The 16,423-nt window shown below is 70.7% G+C and carries 14 protein-coding genes, 1 tRNA gene and 2 pseudogenes; 7 read left to right on the plus strand and 10 right to left on the minus strand.

Features of this window, described 5'->3' with window-relative positions; genetic code table 11:
* Positions 1-51: 51 nt before the first annotated feature.
* Positions 52-1,200 carry a DUF475 domain-containing protein gene (locus tag ACZ67T_RS04315; RefSeq protein WP_469981487.1) on the plus strand — a complete coding sequence of 383 codons (1,149 nt, stop codon included), beginning with the start codon at positions 52-54 and terminating at the stop codon, positions 1,198-1,200.
* Between the two features lie 99 nt (positions 1,201-1,299).
* Positions 1,300-2,040, plus strand: a complete 741-nt coding sequence (locus ACZ67T_RS04320; protein WP_100591942.1) for a TerD family protein — start codon at positions 1,300-1,302, stop codon at positions 2,038-2,040.
* Between the two features lie 79 nt (positions 2,041-2,119).
* Here ACZ67T_RS04320 and ACZ67T_RS04325 read toward each other — a convergent pair whose 3' ends face one another.
* Positions 2,120-3,052: a TerD family protein gene (locus ACZ67T_RS04325; protein ID WP_469981488.1), complete on the minus strand. Its 933-nt coding sequence runs from the start codon at positions 3,050-3,052 to the stop codon at positions 2,120-2,122.
* 187 nt (positions 3,053-3,239) lie between these two features.
* Between ACZ67T_RS04325 and ACZ67T_RS04330 the strand changes: the two genes are divergently transcribed.
* From ACZ67T_RS04330 to ACZ67T_RS04340, 3 genes are all read left to right on the plus strand, one after another.
* Positions 3,240-4,406 carry an HpcH/HpaI aldolase/citrate lyase family protein gene (locus ACZ67T_RS04330; RefSeq protein ID WP_469981489.1) on the plus strand — a complete coding sequence of 389 codons (1,167 nt, stop codon included), beginning with the start codon at positions 3,240-3,242 and terminating at the stop codon, positions 4,404-4,406.
* A gap of 14 nt (positions 4,407-4,420) precedes the next feature.
* Positions 4,421-6,928 (plus strand): phosphoribosyltransferase, encoded by a 2,508-nt coding sequence (locus ACZ67T_RS04335; protein WP_469982243.1) that lies wholly within the window; start codon positions 4,421-4,423, stop codon positions 6,926-6,928.
* A gap of 77 nt (positions 6,929-7,005) precedes the next feature.
* Positions 7,006-7,758, plus strand: a complete 753-nt coding sequence (locus tag ACZ67T_RS04340; protein WP_469982244.1) for an HAD family hydrolase — start codon at positions 7,006-7,008, stop codon at positions 7,756-7,758.
* Between the two features lie 13 nt (positions 7,759-7,771).
* Here the strand turns inward: ACZ67T_RS04340 and ACZ67T_RS04345 are convergent, their stop codons facing one another.
* From ACZ67T_RS04345 to ACZ67T_RS04375, 7 genes are all read right to left on the minus strand, one after another.
* Positions 7,772-7,999, minus strand: a complete 228-nt coding sequence (locus ACZ67T_RS04345) for an FmdB family zinc ribbon protein (RefSeq protein ID WP_469981490.1) — start codon at positions 7,997-7,999, stop codon at positions 7,772-7,774.
* A 33-nt stretch (positions 8,000-8,032) separates the two neighbouring features.
* A complete protein-coding gene (locus ACZ67T_RS04350; RefSeq protein WP_469981491.1) occupies positions 8,033-9,025 on the minus strand; it encodes a sugar kinase in 993 nt (330 codons plus the stop codon).
* The gene (locus tag ACZ67T_RS04355) at positions 9,022-9,642 is read right to left on the minus strand and encodes a bifunctional 4-hydroxy-2-oxoglutarate aldolase/2-dehydro-3-deoxy-phosphogluconate aldolase (RefSeq protein ID WP_469981492.1); all 621 of its coding nucleotides are present in this window, start codon (positions 9,640-9,642) and stop codon (positions 9,022-9,024) included. Before ACZ67T_RS04355 ends, ACZ67T_RS04350 begins: the two co-directional genes overlap by 4 nt.
* A gap of 55 nt (positions 9,643-9,697) precedes the next feature.
* Positions 9,698-10,843: a galactonate dehydratase gene (gene dgoD, locus ACZ67T_RS04360; protein WP_469981493.1), complete on the minus strand. Its 1,146-nt coding sequence runs from the start codon at positions 10,841-10,843 to the stop codon at positions 9,698-9,700.
* 51 nt (positions 10,844-10,894) lie between these two features.
* The gene (locus tag ACZ67T_RS04365; protein ID WP_469981494.1) at positions 10,895-11,686 is read right to left on the minus strand and encodes a FadR/GntR family transcriptional regulator; all 792 of its coding nucleotides are present in this window, start codon (positions 11,684-11,686) and stop codon (positions 10,895-10,897) included.
* Positions 11,687-11,711: 25 nt separating this feature from the next.
* A complete protein-coding gene (locus ACZ67T_RS04370; protein WP_469981495.1) occupies positions 11,712-12,350 on the minus strand; it encodes a DUF4383 domain-containing protein in 639 nt (212 codons plus the stop codon).
* A gap of 98 nt (positions 12,351-12,448) precedes the next feature.
* On the minus strand, positions 12,449-13,789 hold the full coding sequence (locus tag ACZ67T_RS04375) for a hypothetical protein (RefSeq protein ID WP_469981496.1): 1,341 nt from the start codon (positions 13,787-13,789) through the stop codon (positions 12,449-12,451).
* A gap of 215 nt (positions 13,790-14,004) precedes the next feature.
* Between ACZ67T_RS04375 and ACZ67T_RS04380 the strand changes: the two genes are divergently transcribed.
* A tRNA-Val gene (locus ACZ67T_RS04380) sits at positions 14,005-14,076 on the plus strand.
* A gap of 70 nt (positions 14,077-14,146) precedes the next feature.
* Here the strand turns inward: ACZ67T_RS04380 and ACZ67T_RS04385 are convergent.
* Positions 14,147-14,345 (minus strand): annotated as a pseudogene (locus ACZ67T_RS04385) (site-specific integrase); the annotation flags it as partial.
* Positions 14,346-14,351: 6 nt separating this feature from the next.
* On the opposite strand from ACZ67T_RS04385, the pseudogene ACZ67T_RS04390 reads away from it, so the two are divergent.
* A pseudogene (locus tag ACZ67T_RS04390) lies at positions 14,352-14,474 on the plus strand (NUDIX hydrolase); the annotation flags it as partial.
* A 64-nt stretch (positions 14,475-14,538) separates the two neighbouring features.
* Here ACZ67T_RS04390 and ACZ67T_RS04395 read toward each other — a convergent pair.
* Entirely contained in the window at positions 14,539-14,856 is a 318-nt protein-coding gene (locus tag ACZ67T_RS04395; protein ID WP_469981497.1) for a hypothetical protein, read from the minus strand.
* Between the last annotated feature and the right edge of the window lie 1,567 nt (positions 14,857-16,423).

Genomic DNA, 16,423 nt, shown 5'->3' on the forward strand with positions numbered 1-16,423 from the left:
CCCCGTCCTACCGGCGCGGGGGAGACCCGTACTCACCTGATGGGGTAGCCAGTGGTTTTGAAAACCTTCGGCTGGTCGTTCGCAATTACTGCGCTCGGCCTGGTCGCGGCTGTGTTCTACGACGGATGGACGGCATTCGGGGTCGTCGCGATCCTTGCCGTCCTCGAGATTTCGCTGTCCTTCGACAACGCGGTGATCAATGCCGGAATCCTGAAGAAGATGAATGCCTTCTGGCAGAAGATCTTCCTGACGGTCGGTGTGCTGATCGCCGTCTTCGGTATGCGACTGGTCTTCCCCGTCGTGATCGTCGCGGTCAGCGCCAAGCTCGGCCCCATCGAGGCGGTCAAGCTCGCGCTCAACGACAAGGACAAGTACCAGCAGCTGGTGACCGACGCGCACCCGTCGATCGCCGCGTTCGGTGGCATGTTCCTGTTGATGATCTTCCTCGACTTCATCTTCGAGGAGCGGGACGTCCAGTGGCTGCGCTGGATCGAGCGTCCGCTCGCCAAGCTCGGCAAGGTCGACATGCTGTCGGTCTGCATCGCGATGATCGTGCTCCTGATCTCCTCGTTCACCGTGGCCACGCACGCCCACCAGCACGGTGGCGCCCATGTGGACAAGGCGGAGACGGTGCTCATCTCCGGCATCGCCGGTCTGATCACGTATCTCATCGTGGGTGGGCTCTCCGGGTTCTTCGAGAACCGCCTGGAGGAGGAAGAGGAGCGTGAGCACGAGGCCGAGGAGGAGGCCAGGAAGCGCGGAAAGGCCGCGCCGGCGGTAGTGATGGCGGGCAAGGCCGCGTTCTTCATGTTCCTCTACCTCGAGGTTCTGGACGCGTCGTTCTCCTTCGACGGCGTCATCGGCGCCTTCGCCATCACCAACGACATCGTGCTGATGGCTCTCGGCCTCGGCATCGGTGCCATGTACGTCCGTTCGCTCACGGTCTACCTGGTCCGCCAGGGCACCCTGGACGACTACGTGTACCTGGAGCACGGCGCGCACTACGCGATCGGCGCTCTCGCCGTGATCCTCCTGGTCACGATCCAGTACGAGATCAACGAGGTCATCACGGGCCTGATCGGCGTCGTGCTGATCGCCTGGTCGTTCTGGTCCTCGGTGCGCCGAAACTCGCGCATCGCGGCCGCCGAGGGAAAAGCGACGGCCTCGGGCGAGAAGGCTGAGGTTTCGTCCGGGCTCTGATCCTGGAACGCTGTGAGCGGGGCGGTCTGCGAGGAGAACTCCTCACCGGCCGCCCCGTCGGCGTAACTGGACCATGAAACATGGGCACTTGGGGGCGAAATGTCCTTCTGGGACGGACTGTGGCGGGGGCGTGCGGCGGATTTCGAGTCGGGCAGCGCCGCGTCGAACTCCATCGAACTCACCAAGCGGCACCCGGTCGTCTCGCTCACCAAACAGGGGGCGGCCACCGGAAATCTGCGGATCAACCTGTCCTGGCGGATGCGGACTTCGGACATCGGCGGCCCGGAGCGCGAGAGCCTGCTGCGGCACCCCTTCAAGCTGTTCAAGCCCGATGTGGTGCAGGCCCATACGCAGAGCATGGTCAATGTGGACCTCGACCTCGGCTGTCTGTACGAGCTGACCGACGGGGAGAAGGGCGTGGTCCAGCCGCTCGGCAGCTTCTTCGGCGCGCTCAACGCGCCGCCGTACGTGAAACTCAGCGGGGACGACCGCTTCGGCTCGGCGTCGGGTGAGACGATCTACGTCAATCTCGACCATCGCGAGTCCATCAAGCGACTGCTTGTCTTCGTCTACATCTACGACCAGACACCGGCGTTCGACCGTACGCACGCCCACGTCACGCTCTACCCGAGCAACGGCCCGCGCGTCGAGATCAGCCTCGACGAGCGCGCCCCGCAGGCCCGCTCCTGCGCCGTCGTCACGATCGAGAACGTCAAGGGTGAGCTGATCGTGCGCCGCGAGGTGAAGTTCGTGTACGGGTTCCAGGCCGAGCTGGACCGGCTGTACGGGTGGGGCCTTCAGTGGGGCCGGGGGTACAAGTCCAAGGTCGGGGAGCGCTAGGGCAGCTCCGGCGGATCGGGCGCCGGGGCCCTGTCCCGCCGCCCGATCCGGCCCCAGTCGCCCGGGGCCGGTCGCGGGCTCAGCGTGAGATGAACTGCGGGCCCTGCGGCGGCAGGGCGAAGTTCGGGTCGGGCAGCGGCTGCACCGGCTGCGGATAGCCGTACGCGGGCTGCGTCGTCGGCACCGGCATGGCCAGCGGCGCGGGCTGCGTGGGCGCCGCGGGCGGGTACCCGTACGAGGGCTGGGAGACGGGCTGGGGCGCGGGCTGGGGGAGCGACGCGGCGATGGGCTGCTGCGTGGGCGCCTGCGGATACCCGTAGCCCGAACCCGCACCCGGCCCCGAGTCTGATCCCCAGTCCGACCCCGATCCCATGAACGAGGTGTCGGGGGCCGGAGACGGGAACGACGGCTCGGCGGCCGGCATCGGGCCCGGAGGTGACGAGGCCTGAAGATCCGGCGTCGTCGGCTCCGACTCGTCCACCGAGATGCCGAAATCGGTCGCCAGGCCGACCAGGCCGTTCGAGTAGCCCTCGCCCAGGGCCCGGAACTTCCAGCCCTCACCGCGCCGGTACAGCTCGCCGCAGATCAGCGCCGTCTCGGCGCCCGTCTCCGGCTTCACGTCGAAGCTGGCGAGGGGCTCTCCCTCCGAGGCCGCGGCGTCGTAGATCAGGATCCGCAGGGCGGGTACGCGGTCGAAGGGGACGTCGTCCGCCGAGGCGACGAGGAGGACGCGGCCGACCTCGGGGCCGAGGCCCGCCAGGTCCGACTGGATCGTGTCGGTGAATCCGTCGGCGACGCGCTTCTTGCCGAGCCGCCAGACCTTGCCCGAGGGGTGCCGGGGCTGGTTGTAGAAGACGAAGTCCTCGTCGGACCGTACGCGACCGTCGGGGCCGAGCAGCAGCGCCGAGGCGTCGACGTCGGGCACGCCCTGGCCGGTGGCCCAGCGCAGCACGGCGCGGACCGCCGTGGCCTCGAGCGGGACGTTCGACCCCTTCAGCATCGCGTGCGTCATGCGGTCATCCTGCCTTCCCTGTCCTGGCCAGGACAACGCGGGGGCCCGAGACGGTGGGACCGAGGGACATACTCGACATGGGTGGGTTACCTGAATTTCATGCCCGGTGGGAACCCTTGACATGGATCCCTACGTACTATTACCGGCCACTTAAATTCGGGCCGGACCGGCACGACGGGGGAGTCTCATGCGTCATTTCGGGCACATCGCCCCTGAGGTACGGCAGCGTCTGTTCCACCGGGAGCCCGGTGACTTCACCGCGGACTCGTCGCCCCGCATGCTCGCGGCGGCCCTCGGAGCCACGCTCTACAGCCCGGCCACGCGGCCGCGCCTCGCCGACGACGTCCTCAAGCAGGCCGACCGGGGTGTCGTCTCGATGGTGCTGTGCCTGGAGGACTCGATCGACGACGCCGAGGTTGCGGACGCCGAGGAGAACCTGGTCAGGCAGTTCACCGACCTCGCGTCCCGGCCGGACGCGCGGCCTCCGCTGCTGTTCGTCCGCGTCCGCGCCGCAGGGCAGATCACCGACCTCGTCCGCCGCCTGGGCCCCGCCGTGCGGCTGCTGTCCGGATTCGTGCTGCCGAAATTCACCGAGGAGCGGGGCGTGCCGTTCCTGGAGGCGCTCTCCGCCGCCGAGGCGGCCACCGGGCGGCGCCTCTTCGCGATGCCCGTCCTGGAGTCGCCCGAGCTCCTGCACCTGGAGACGCGGGGCGACACCCTCGCCGGGATCGCCCGCACCGTCGACAAGTACCGCGACCGCGTCCTGGCCCTGCGCCTCGGCGTGACCGACTTCTGCTCCGCGTACGGGCTGCGCAGGCCGCCGGACATGACCGCGTACGACGTCCAGATCGTGGCCTCCGTGATCGGGGACGTGGTCAATCTGCTCGGCCGGGCCGACGGCACCGGCTTCACCGTGACCGGGCCCGTCTGGGAGTACTTCCGTCACCAGGAGCGGATGTTCAAGCCGCAGCTGCGCCGCAGCCCTTTCCTGGAGAGCCGGGCCGTCGAGCTGCGCCAGGCCCTCATCGAGCACGACATGGACGGCCTGCTGCGCGAGATCGAGCTGGACCGGGCCAACGGCCTGCTCGGCAAGACCTGCATCCACCCCTCGCACGTGATGCCCGTGCACGCGCTGTCCGTGGTCAGTCACGAGGAGTACGGCGACGCCCGGGACATCCTGCGGCCCGAGCGTGGTGGCGGTGGCGTCCTCAGATCCGCGTACACGAACAAGATGAATGAAGTGAAGCCGCACCGGGCCTGGGCCGAGCGGACCCTCCAGCGGGCGGAGGCCTTCGGTGTCGCCCGTGAGGACGTCGGCTTCGTGGAGCTGCTCAACGCCGGCCTGCCCGCGTGACGAGCGCGCGAGTCATGATGATGATGAAAGCAAGGAAAAGGGGCGAAGTGGTCTGGTCGGGGACATGGGTCGCGCAGCGGCTCGGGGTCGAGCTCGTCGGTGACGAGGAGATATCCGGGCTGCTGGGCCTTGCCCTGCGCCGCAATCCCAAGCGGGCCCATCTGCTCGTGTCGAACGTCCTCGGCAAGCACGTGCCCCAGTCGCCGGCCGTGGTCTGGCGTGCCGGGTACGACCTCGGTCTGCGGGTGCGCGAGCTGCTCGGTGACGACGCGGCCCGGCAGGCGGTCGTGCTCGGATACGCCGAGACGGCGACGGGCCTCGGGCACTCCGTCGCCGACGGCCTGGGCCTCGCGCCCTATCTGCACTCGACGCGGCGCCCTGTCGACGGGGTGGCGCGCGCGGGCGGCTTCGAGGAGTCCCACTCGCACGCCACCTCGCATCTGCTGCTGCCGGAGGACCCCCGGCTCCTCGCGGGCGACGGGGCGCTCGTCCTCGTCGACGACGAGTTCTCCACCGGCAATACGGTCCTCAACACGATCCGCGCCCTGCACGAGCGCTACCCGCGCGCGCACTACGTCATCGTCGCCCTCGTCGACATGCGTTCGCCCGACGACCGGGGCCGCCTGGCCGACTTCGCCCGTGAGATCGGCGCCCGCGTCGACCTGGTCGCGTCGGCGTCCGGCACCGTCAAGCTTCCTGACGGCGTCCTCGCCAAGGGGCAGGCGCTCGTCGCCTACCACGAGTCCCTCGCCGAGACCCCGACGGAGCGCACGGGGCCGGGCAGCGAGCCGCCCGCGGAGCCGGGCGGTGAGCCGGGCAGCGTGACCCGCGTCGACCTCGGCTGGCCCACGTCCGTGCCCGACGGAGGCCGGCACGGCTTCACGCCGGAGCACCGCGCGGCGCTCGACGCGGCGCTCCCCGCGATGGCCGCCCGCCTGAGCGCGCGCCTGGAAGACGCCCACCGCGTACTCGTCCTCGGTTTCGAGGAGCTGATGTACGCGCCGCTCGCCTTGGCCCGCGAGGTGGAGAAGGGCACGCGGGCGCAGGTGCGCTACTCCACCACGACCCGTTCGCCGGTCCTCGCCGTCGACGACCCCGGCTACGCGATCCGTACCCGACTCGTCTTCCCCGCGCACGACGACCCGGCCGACGGGCCGGGCGAGCGCTACGCGTACAACGTCGCGGGCGGTGACTTCGACGCGATCGTCGCCGTCGTCGACTCCACCGCGGACACGCCCCGACTGCACGCCCCCGACGGCCTGTTGGCGCGCCTCGCCGAGCACACCCCGCGCGTGCTGCTCGCCGTCGTGCCTTCCTACGTCCCCCAGGGGACTGCCCCCGAAAGGCCCCTTGTGTCCCCCACGCTCCCCGAGCCCCTCCGCGGCCCCGCCTTCTCCTCGTACGCGCCCGACGAGGTCGGCTGGCTGCTCCAGGACCTCTCGGACGTCGCGCTGGAGGCGCCGACCGAGGAGCGCGAGGAGGCGATACAGGGCGGTGGCGCGCACTACGCCGAGTCGCTGCCCGTCGAGTACCAGCCGAGCGCCGAGTACCAGGCGCTGTTCCAGTCCGCCCTCGAGGTCTCGGCCGCGCGGATCGCGCAGGCGGTCGGTGTCGTGACCGAGACCGTGCTCGCGGAACGGTCACCGCGTCCCGTGCTCGTCTCGCTCGCCCGCGCCGGGACGCCCGTCGGAGTGCTGATGCGCCGCTGGGCGCAGGCGCGGCGCGGCCTCGACCTGCCGCACTACGCCGTTTCGATCGTCCGCGGCCGCGGCATCGACGCGAACGCGCTGCGCTGGCTCGCCGCCCATCACGACCCGGCCGATGTCGTCTTCGTCGACGGCTGGACCGGCAAGGGCGCGATCACCCGCGAACTGGCAGAAGCACTCAAGACCCATCAGCGAAATGAGGGCGGCCCCGGGTTCGACCCGGAGATCGCGGTGCTCGCCGACCCCGGGTCCTGTGTGCGCACCTACGGCACCCGCGAGGACTTCCTCATCCCGTCCGCGTGCCTCAACTCGACGGTCTCCGGGCTGATATCGCGTACGGTGCTGCGCGCCGACCTTGTCGGGCCGAACGACTTCCACGGCGGCAAGTTCTACCGCGAGCTCGCGCAGGCGGACGTCTCGACGCACTTCCTCGACACCGTCGAGGCCCGCTTCGACGAGGTCGCCGACGCCGTGGACGCCCAGGTCAAGGAGATGCTCTCCGCCGACCGCGCACCCACCTGGGAGGGCTGGGCGGCCGTCGAGCGGATCAGCGAGGAGTACGGGATCCACGACGTGAACCTGGTGAAGCCCGGCGTCGGCGAGACGACCCGTGTGCTGCTGCGCCGCGTCCCGTGGAAGATACTCGCCCGCACGGACGCCGGCGCCGACCTCGACCACGTACGCCTGCTCGCCGAGCAGCGCGGGGTACCGGTCGAGGAGGTCGCCGGACTCCCTTACACCTGCGTCGGGTTGATCCACCCGAAGTACACGCGGGGCGCCACCGGCGCGGACGGCAAGGCGGTGGCCGCGAAGTGAGCGCCACGCCCCTCCCCCTGGTCGCCAGTGACCTCGACCGCACCCTGATCTACTCCGCCGCAGCCCTCGACCTGACCATGCCCGACGCGCAGGCGCCGCGTCTGCTGTGCGTAGAGGTCTACGAGGGCAAGCCCTTCTCCTACGTCACCGAGGACGCGGCCGAACTGCTCGGCGAACTCGGCCGCAGCGCTCTCTTCGTCCCGACCACGACCCGCACCCGTGAGCAGTACGGGCGCATCCGTCTTCCGGGCCCCGCACCGCGGTTCGCGATCTGCGCCAACGGCGGGCACCTGCTGGTGGACGGCGTCTCCGACCCGCACTGGCGGGCCGCTGTCGACGAGCGGCTGGCCGCGGAGTGCGCGCCGCTCGACGAGGTGAGGGCGCATCTGGTGCGGACGGCCGACCCGGCGTGGCTCCTGAAGGAGCGCGTCGCCGAGGACCTCTTCGCGTATCTCGTGGTCGAGCGGTCCCTGCTCCCGGAGGGCTGGGTCAAGGAACTCGCCGTCTGGGCGGAGCGCCGCGGCTGGACGGTGTCCCTCCAGGGCCGCAAGATCTACGCCGTCCCGAAACCGCTCACCAAGAGTGCGGCCATGCGCGAGGTGGCCCGCCGCTCCGGCGCCGACCTCGCGCTCGCGGCCGGCGACTCCCTGCTCGACGCGGACCTGCTCCTCGCGGCCGACCACGCCTGGCGCCCCGGCCACGGCGAGCTGGCGGACGCGGGCTGGACGGCGCCGCACGTCACGGCCCTGGAGGACCGGGGCGTCGCGGCGGGCGAGACGATCCTGCGGGAGCTGGTCGAGAAGGTCCGGCAGCCGCGTACCTACCTCTGAGGGACCTGCACGTTCACCCGCAGCAACCCCCGCCGCAGCAGCCCCCGCCTCCGCCTCCGCCACCGGCGGGGCGGGCCGGTGCGGCGGCCGATGCCGTGCCGCCCACGGCGACCGTCGACAGCAGCTTCACCGTGTCCCCGTGGCCGGAGGGGCAGTCCGCGGGGGCCGAGGACTCGGCCATGGGACGGCTCAGTTCGAACGTGTCGCCGCAGGTCCGGCAGCGGTACTCGTAGCGTGGCATGGGCACAGGTTAGCTGGCTGTGCCCCGCGGGCGTCAGCGTACGACCGTGCCCCGGCCCGCCCTGAGCAGCCCGAGTTCCGCCCGTGTGGGTGCCCCCTCCCAGTCGCCCGGCTGCGCGACCGCGAAGGCGCCCGTCGTCACCGCCCGGTCGAGGCGCCCGGCGGTGTCCTCGCCGTCGAGGAGCGCGGAGAGATAACCGGCGACGAAGGCGTCACCGGCCCCGACCGCGTCCACGGCGCGCACGGGCCGCGCCGGGACGCGTAGCTCACCGTCGGCCGAGTGGGCGATCGCCCCGTCGGCGCCGAGCTTGATGACGACCTCGCGCACCCCGAGATCGAGGAGTGCCTTGACCGGGTCGGGCCCGGGCGGCGCGCACAGCGGCAGCTCGTCGTCGGAGGCGATGAGGACATCGACGTACGGGATCCAGTCGCGCAGTTCCTCGGTCGCCGCCTCCGAACTCCACAGCCGCGACCGGTAGTTGGCGTCCAGGCTGACCGGAACGCCGTGTTCGCGGGCGAGCCGCAGGGCGCGCCGGCACGCGTCGCGCGCGCAGGTGCCGAGCGCGGGCGTGATCCCCGTCAGATGCAGGACGCGGGGCGGCGGACCGACCGCGAAGGCCCGCTCGACGCGGTCGGCGTCGAGCCGCGAACCCGCCGAGCCCGCACGGTAGTACTGCACCCGCGTCACCTCGGGCAGTCGCGGCTCGAACAGGATCAGACCCGTAGGGGCGCCGGTGTCACGCGTGACGCAGGACGTGTCGACGCCCTCGGCGCGCAGCGTGCGCAGGACCAGTTCGCCCGCCTCGTCCGCGCCGACGGCGCCCGCCCAGCGGACGCTGTGGCCGAGCCGGGTGAGACCGATGGCGACGTTCGACTCGGCGCCCGCGACGGACAGGTCCATCGAGCCGCCCAGCTTGAACGGACCGTGGCCGCGCAGCGCGACCATGGTCTCGCCGAAGGTGAGTACGTCGACGGGGGAGGCGGGGGCGCCGGCTGCGGCGGGGCTCACCGAACCCGACGCCGTCATCCGCACACCGCCTTGAACTCGGCCGCCCGCTTGCGCAGTTGACCCAGGTCCCCGCCGTCCGCCGCGTCGCCGATGAGGGGCGAGCCGACTCCGACCGCGATGGCGCCGCCTTCCAGATAGGCGGTCGCCGCCGCCGCGTCGACCCCGCCCACCGGCACGAACGGCGTTCGGGGGAACGGCCCCCGCAGAGCCTTCAGATACGACGGGCCGCCCATCGCCGACGCCGGGAAGATCTTCAGCGCCGTCGCCCTGGCCGCCTCGGCCGCGATGACGTCGGTCGGTGTGAGTACCCCGGCGAGCACGGGCAGGCCCTGCCGCAGCGACTCGTCGACCCCGGCGCCCAGCCCGGGCGTCACAATGAGGTTCGCCCCGGCGGCGGCCGCCTCGCGGGCGTCCTCGGAGGTCAGCACCGTGCCGGCACCGAGCCAGACGTCGTCGCCGAGTTCGGTCCGCGCCCTGCGGATCACGTCGAGGGCGTCACGGCCGCTGAGGGACACCTCCACCAGCGGGATTCCGGCCTCGGCCAGGGCCATGACCGTACGGAACGACGCGTCGGCGTCGCTTCCCCGGACGATGGCCACGAGGCGCTCGGCGCGCAGTGCGGTAGTGAAGTCCATGGTGCTCCTCCTCGGTTCCTTTCATGGTCGGGTGTTTCGCAGGGCGTTTCACGGGTCACCACTCGGCGAACGAGCCGTCCTCGTACCGCCACACGGGGTTGCGCCAGGCGTGGCCCTTGGCGTCGGCCGCGCGTACGGCCGCCTCGTCGATGTCCACGCCGAGGCCGGGCCGTTCCGTGCGCAGCAACGAGCCCGCGACGAAGCGGAACGGCTCGCGGTCGGCGACGTAGTCGAGGAGCTCGGCGTCCTTGTTGTAGTGGATGCCGATCGACTGCTCCTGGATGAGGAAGTTCGGTGTGGTGAACGCGACTTGGAGGCTCGCGGCGAGGGCCACGGGCCCGAGCGGGCAGTGCGGCGCGATGTGGGCCCCGTACATCTCGGCGAGCGCGGCGATGCGGCGCAGCTCGGAGATGCCGCCCGCGTGCGAGATGTCGGGCTGCACCACGGCGACACCGGCCTGGAGCGGGGCGAGGAACTCCTGCCGGGTGAAGAGCCGTTCGCCGAGCGCGATCGGGATGTTGGAGGCGTTCACCAGATCGGGGACGGCCTGCATGTGGTCGGACAGGACGGGCTCCTCGACGAACAGGGGCGCGTACTCGGCGAGCAGGGGGAGCAGCCGGCGGGCGTTCGCGGGGGAGACGCGGCCGTGGAAGTCGAGCGCGAAATCCCGTTCGTCGCCCAGGACTTCACGGGCGGTCTCCGCGCGCAGCAGGCACGCGCGGACCTCCTCGCGGGTGGCGATCGGCGTCATGCGCCCGGTGGCGTTCATCTTCACCGCCGTGAACCCGCCCTCGACCTGGGCGCTCACCGCGTCCCTGACCTCGCTCGGCTCGTCGCCGCCCACCCAGGCGTACGCCCGGATCCGCTCGCGCACCGGCCCGCCGAGCAACTGGTGCACCGGCTGCCCGTACGTCTTGCCCTTGATGTCCCACAGCGCCTGGTCGAGGCCGGCGACGGCGGACGACAGGACGGGCCCGCCGCGGTAGAAGCCGGCCTTGGTCATGACCTGCCAGTGGTCCTCGATGCGCAGCGGGTCCTGGCCGACCAGGTACTCGGCGAGCACCTCGACGGCTGCCCGCACGGGCTCCGCACGCCCCTCGACGACGGGCTCACCCCAGCCGACGACCCCTTCGTCGGTCTCCACGCGGACGAACATCCAGCGGGGCGGGGCGAGGAAGGTCTCGATGCGGGCGATCTTCACGTAGGGGTTCCTCTCGGGGTGTCACGGGGCGTGGGGCGGCGGCGAGGTGTGTCAGGGATGGCCGCGCCGGGACAGTTCGATCACATCGAGCATCGCCGCGAACGCGCCGTCCTGGTCCCGCGCGCGGACGCGGTCGGCGACCAGGGCGTGGGCGGGCAGCGGGTGTTCGTGCCGTCCGGCGTGCACGAGCCGGTCCCGTACGACCAGGGCCGGGATGATGACGCGCCGCATCTGTGTGAAGAAGGGGTTGCCGGAGGCGGTGAGGAGCGCCGTGTGGAAGGAGGCGTCGGCGCGCACGGCGAGAACGGGGTCGCTGTCGCTCATGACGGGATCGGCGGTCACGGGTGTCTGCTCGGCGGCGGCCATCGCGCTGAGTGCGGCGTCGAGGGCGGCGAGATCCGCGTCCGTGCGGTGCAGCGCGGCGAGCGCGGCCGCGGCGGGCTCGACGGCGCGGCGCAGCTCGAGGAGATCGGTGAAGAAAGCGCCGGGCGCCCCGGAGTCGATCGTCCAGCGCAGCACGTCGCTGTCGAGAAGGTTCCAGTCGTCGCGCGGGCGTACGAAAGTCCCCCGCTTCTGCCGGGCGTCCAGCAGGCCCTTGGTGGTCAGCACCTTGATCGCCTCACGGAGCACGGTCTGGCTGACGTCGAGCTCGGCCATCAGCCCCGGCAGATCGAGGAGATCCCCCTCCGCGTACGTCCCGTCGAAGATCCGCCGGGCGAGCGCCTCCACGACGATCCGGTGGACGCCGCGCCCGGTGTACGCGACTCCTGGCGTGCCGTCCCGGCTCGCGCTGTCCGTGCGCGGGCTCTCGCTGCGAGAGCTGCCCCTGTCCTTGCGCGTCATGGGGGCAGCCTCGCACGTGAGCGGGTTATTTATCAATTATTCTCGGCGGCCCGGGACCATCGGTGATCTTGGTGGTCTCGGTGGCGCTGGAGGCCTCGGGGGTGGGGTGGGGCCGGCGGGCGGCCCGTGCGCGGTCCTCGTGGGCGGCGCTTTCCGGGTGGCGCGCGCGCCAGTACGGGTTGTCGTGCGGCAGCGTTCCGCTGACGCGCCCGTACATGCCGAAGGCCATGAGCATCACGCCGACCACGAAGCTGAACAGCACGTTCTGGATCTTGAACGCGAGGAAGTTGTAGTCGGTCTGGAGCAGGGCGAGGTTCACGAAGCCGCTGAGGATGAACAGGATGCCGACGGTCATGTTGATCGTCGAGGCGACGTTCCGTCCGATGACCATGCCGGCGAACAGCAGTGCGCCGATAAGGATCGACAGGACGCTGAGGGCACCGTTGGTGTTCAGGCCGGCGACCTTGTCGCCGCCGGTGTCGAAGAATCCGATCTGGTCGATGAGGCCCAGGATGCCGAAGGCGACCAGCACGAGTCCCATAAGGCCCGCGCCTATCCGGTAGACCTTGCTGAGGCTGTGGTCGACGGGCAGATGATCGTCGAGAACGACGCGCGGATGCTGCAACCGGGGGGCTGGGCGGAATTCGGGTACATGCGTGGTCATGATCGCCTCCCTTGCACGTACGTACCTCAAGGATCCGCCCGTAACCGCGAGGGCGCCAATAGGGACGGGGCCCGGAGGCCAGGCAGGAGCGCGGCAGCTCAGGAGGGGGCGCCGCGGTCCTCCCTGATCTGCGCGACGACGCGGGCGACCGTCTGCCGGACGGCCTCCGTCTCCGTGAGGAAGTGCCAGTAATCGGGATGGCGGCCCTCAAGAGCGGCGACGGCGCGGTCGAGGCGGGCCACGGAGTCGTCGAGGGGGCGGGCGTGCCGCGGCTCGGGCGTGCTGCGCCCCGACATGGCGAGCCGCTGCGCGTCCCGGATGGCGAACCGCGTCCGGTCGATCTCCTGCTGCGGGTCCTTCGCCACGGCGTTCAGCCGGTGCAGCCGGTCGGAGGCGGCGGACACGTCCTCGTCCGTCGTGTTCAGCAGGGCCCGCACCGTCGACAGGAGCGACGTCGCGTCCGGCCAGCGCTGCTCGTCCCGCGCCGCACGCGCCTCGGCCAGCTTCCGCTCCGCCTGCCGTACGTTCTCCGCGGCGCGCTCCGGCACATGCTGGAGGTCCTGCCAGCACTGGGCCGAGAACCGTCTGCGCAGCTCGCTCAGGACGGGCTCCACCTGCCCGGCCCGCGTGGTCAGGGCCTGCGCGCGCGTCCGCAGTGAGACGAGGCGGCGGTCGATCTCGGCGGCGCGCTCCGGCAGCCGCTGGGCCTCGGCCCGCACGGCTTCCGCATCCCGCGCGACCCGCTCGGCGCGTTCCAGGGTCTCCGGCACGCCGTGCTGGCCCGCGCCCTGGTTGAGCCGGGTGAGCTCGGGCCCGAGGGCGGCGAGGCGGGCGGCGAGATTGTCGGCCTTGAGCCCCGCGCCACGCACGGCGTCCAGTGAGTTGCTCGCCGCGAGGAGCGCCTGCCGCGCCCGCTCGATGGCGGGGGCCAGCCGCGCCAGCTGCGTCTCGGCCTTCCCGAGCAGCGGCCCGAGACCCTGCGAGAACCGGTCGAGGTCCAGCTTCACCTTGCTCAGCTCGTCCTTGGCCCGGCTCAGCTCGGCACGCGCCCGCGAGGCGACCGAGGCCTCCAGGTCGTCCCGGTCGAGATCGTGAGCGTCCACCGCGGTGATGTACTGCAGGCTCGCCTCGTCGATGCGTCGGCCGAGGGCCTCGAAGTCGGAGACGGTGCGGCGCGCGGCGGGCGAGTCGTCGACGGCCGTGATGGTCTCGATGGAGATCCGCAGATCGCGCTGGGCGGTGTCGAGCTCGTAGAACGCGGCCGCGGCGGCGTCCTTGGCGGCCTGCGCCTCCGCCCGCTGGCCCTCCCCGCGCCCGAACCAGCGCCGGGTGCCGCCTCCGGCGAACGCGGCCGGCGCCGCGGCGACGGCCACGGCGACGAGAGGCAGCGGAAGCAGGACCAGTCCGAGCAGATCGCGAAGCGCGGCGCGCGGTCGCATGAACGACGCATACGGCCGCATCGGTGGTGTCGCCGTCACTACCCTCTCCCGTGCTGCCCTCGCCCGTGCCCTCATCCGCCCTGCCCGCAGTCATTCTCCCACCGGTTAATGACGAACACACGGGCCGGATAGTTCGCTCTGGGCCCTGGGACTTTGCCGGACGATACGGGTTTGCGAGGTACCGCCACGGGCAAGGTAGGCTGTCGAATCATCCCGGGCGCGTAGCTCAGTGGTAGAGCGCTGCCCTTACAAGGCAGATGTCGGCGGTTCGAAACCGTCCGCGCCCACCTGGGAAAGACCCCCGGCCGTTTACGGTCGGGGGTCTTTGACATCCGGGGCTGACATCAACGCCTATGGTCACTCACGATCGAGCCGCCGCCTGAGCAGGCGATCCATGTGGCTCGTGGCTGAACAGCCTCGCGCTGTGTGTCCTGCACGACGTGCCTGTACACGTTCGTCGTCACCGCGATCCGGCTGTGCCCGAGGACCTCCATCATGACGCGGGGCGCCACGCGGGCAGCGTGCGCGGCGTCGCGGTGCCGTGCCGAGCGTCATGACGAGCACCGGGGTCTACGAGAACGCCACTCGTGGCATCGCGGCGCTGGTCTTCCGCTGCATGCCCACAGGCGGCACCGAACGCACCTCCGGCGAGTCCACGGCGGTCGACTGGCTCACGCCCCAAGAGGCCCAGTTCTCCAGAGGCCGAACGTCGTCTGATGCGGCACTGGTTCACCTCTCCCCGAGTCGGCTCAGTAGCCGTAGCCGCCATAGCCGCCGGTTACCACGACAATGGCTACAGGGCCGTACCCGTTGTCGTACCCGTACCCGTACCCGTTGTCATAGCCGTACCCGTTGGCATAGCCGTACCCGTACCCGTACCCGTACCCGTTGCCGTAGTCGTAGCAGTCATCCCACCAGCCGCACCGGTCGTAGGAGTGGCTGGCCGCGGAGGTCGTGTGGGCAGGGGCCGCCGCGGCCGCCCCTGCGGCACCAACAGCGGCGCCACCAGCCAGCATCACACCGGCGGCGGCTACAGCGAGGGAACGCTTGATCTGAGGTGCTCGCATGAGTCTCTACCTTTCCTTCCGCCCACCGAAGACCGAAGGCTGGTGGCCACAGCGCATGCAAGCCATGCGGTGCGGTTCGCAGAGGTCACAGCTCCGAGCGGGAGCACGTCTCGCCGCCAACGGTCCCGGTCCTTCCGGAAGCTTGCCGCCCGGGGCGCACCCCGGTTGCGACTCTCACGTTTCACGTTAGTAGCACATACTCGCTCCAGCATCTTGAGTAGACGTCTGCTCAATTCCGCAGGTCAGCGGGCGGCGGGCAGGCCCGAGCCATGACGTCCCCCCTGACGCCATCCCTCTTCGACGGTGACGCCCCCAGAGCCCACGCCACCCGCATGGAGTAGAGGCAGAGAAGTGGAGAGACGAGGCGGTCGGCGGGCCGAGGGCGGGCCAGACGGTTCAGACCGTCGAGCAGCGCGGGAAAGGGATACTTCTCCGGCTGTCGTCGCGCAGACGTTGCCGAAGGCTTCGAAGCCGACCCTGGTGGGCAGGTGGCCGACGCCCTAGCCTGTCCTGAGTGCGGCCAAGCCATAAAGTTCGGCGGATTCGTGCTCTGTGTTGCAGGAGGACGACGGTAAGCGGGCGGCGAGGCGCTGACAGATCAGCGCGGCCCGCACGGACGAGTGCCCCTGCGGTGCATCAACTCGCGGGTGCAGGCGCCGCTTGTCGTGGCGAGCGCGCGGAGCCGGATGCGCAGGGGGCTGTTCCGGCGCAGGACACCACCGCGGGCCTCGACGAGGACGAGCCCAGTTCGGCCAGCACTCGCGTCCTCGGCCGGGCGGTGCGCCAACTCCGCGGTGAGAGAAGCCGGAAGGTGACGGTCCGGATACCGGCCGCGCTCTTGGGAGCCCTGACTGTCAGGCCTTCGGCGCGTGTCTCGGAGCTGGAGCGGCGGACGGAGCCGGTACGGGGCTCCAGGCCGATGTCACGGCGCTGGAGGGCCGCCGGCTCGCCGAAGCGGAGCGCGCAGAAAGCCGTCAGGAGGAGCAACGCGTGGGGGCGAATGGCGGGTTGAGAGGCGCTGACAACGCTCGGAGAGACGAAGTGTCTTGATGCCGGTATTCCAGTGCCGTAGATGCCGAACTCCAAATAGATCAGTAGGGAATAGGACAGTAGAGTAGAAAATCGGCACTGCGGCGACAGTGTTCCAACCTTGTCTGCGATGCTTGCTCAACCAGCGATTTTGACCCACGCCCGGCGTCGAGCCGTGTCACCCGGGGTCATGCTGAATCACCCCCGTGCCTACGGCGGAACGCTCGTGTTTTGTGGGGCGAGAACTGCCCTGGCCGCGGAAGAAGAGGTGATCGTTATGACGGTAAGTACCCTGAAACGCATCCTCTGCATGATCGGCGCGACGTTCTTTGCTGCGATGCTCGCTGCAGCAACGGGCGCTGCACGCGCTGAAGCAGCGCCTTGGGCGCCACTGGCGACGACCACGACGGTATCGGCGCCAGTGGCGCCCATCAGCGACTGTCAGCCAGGTGTGAGCTCCGCGAATTGTTCGGGTGGTGTCTCTGGGTCTGGGCAGAATCCGCGGACTATGTGTGATCCCGGTCCTTGCACGTCGAAT

Source organism: Streptomyces sp. NPDC107517, from assembly GCF_055582645.1.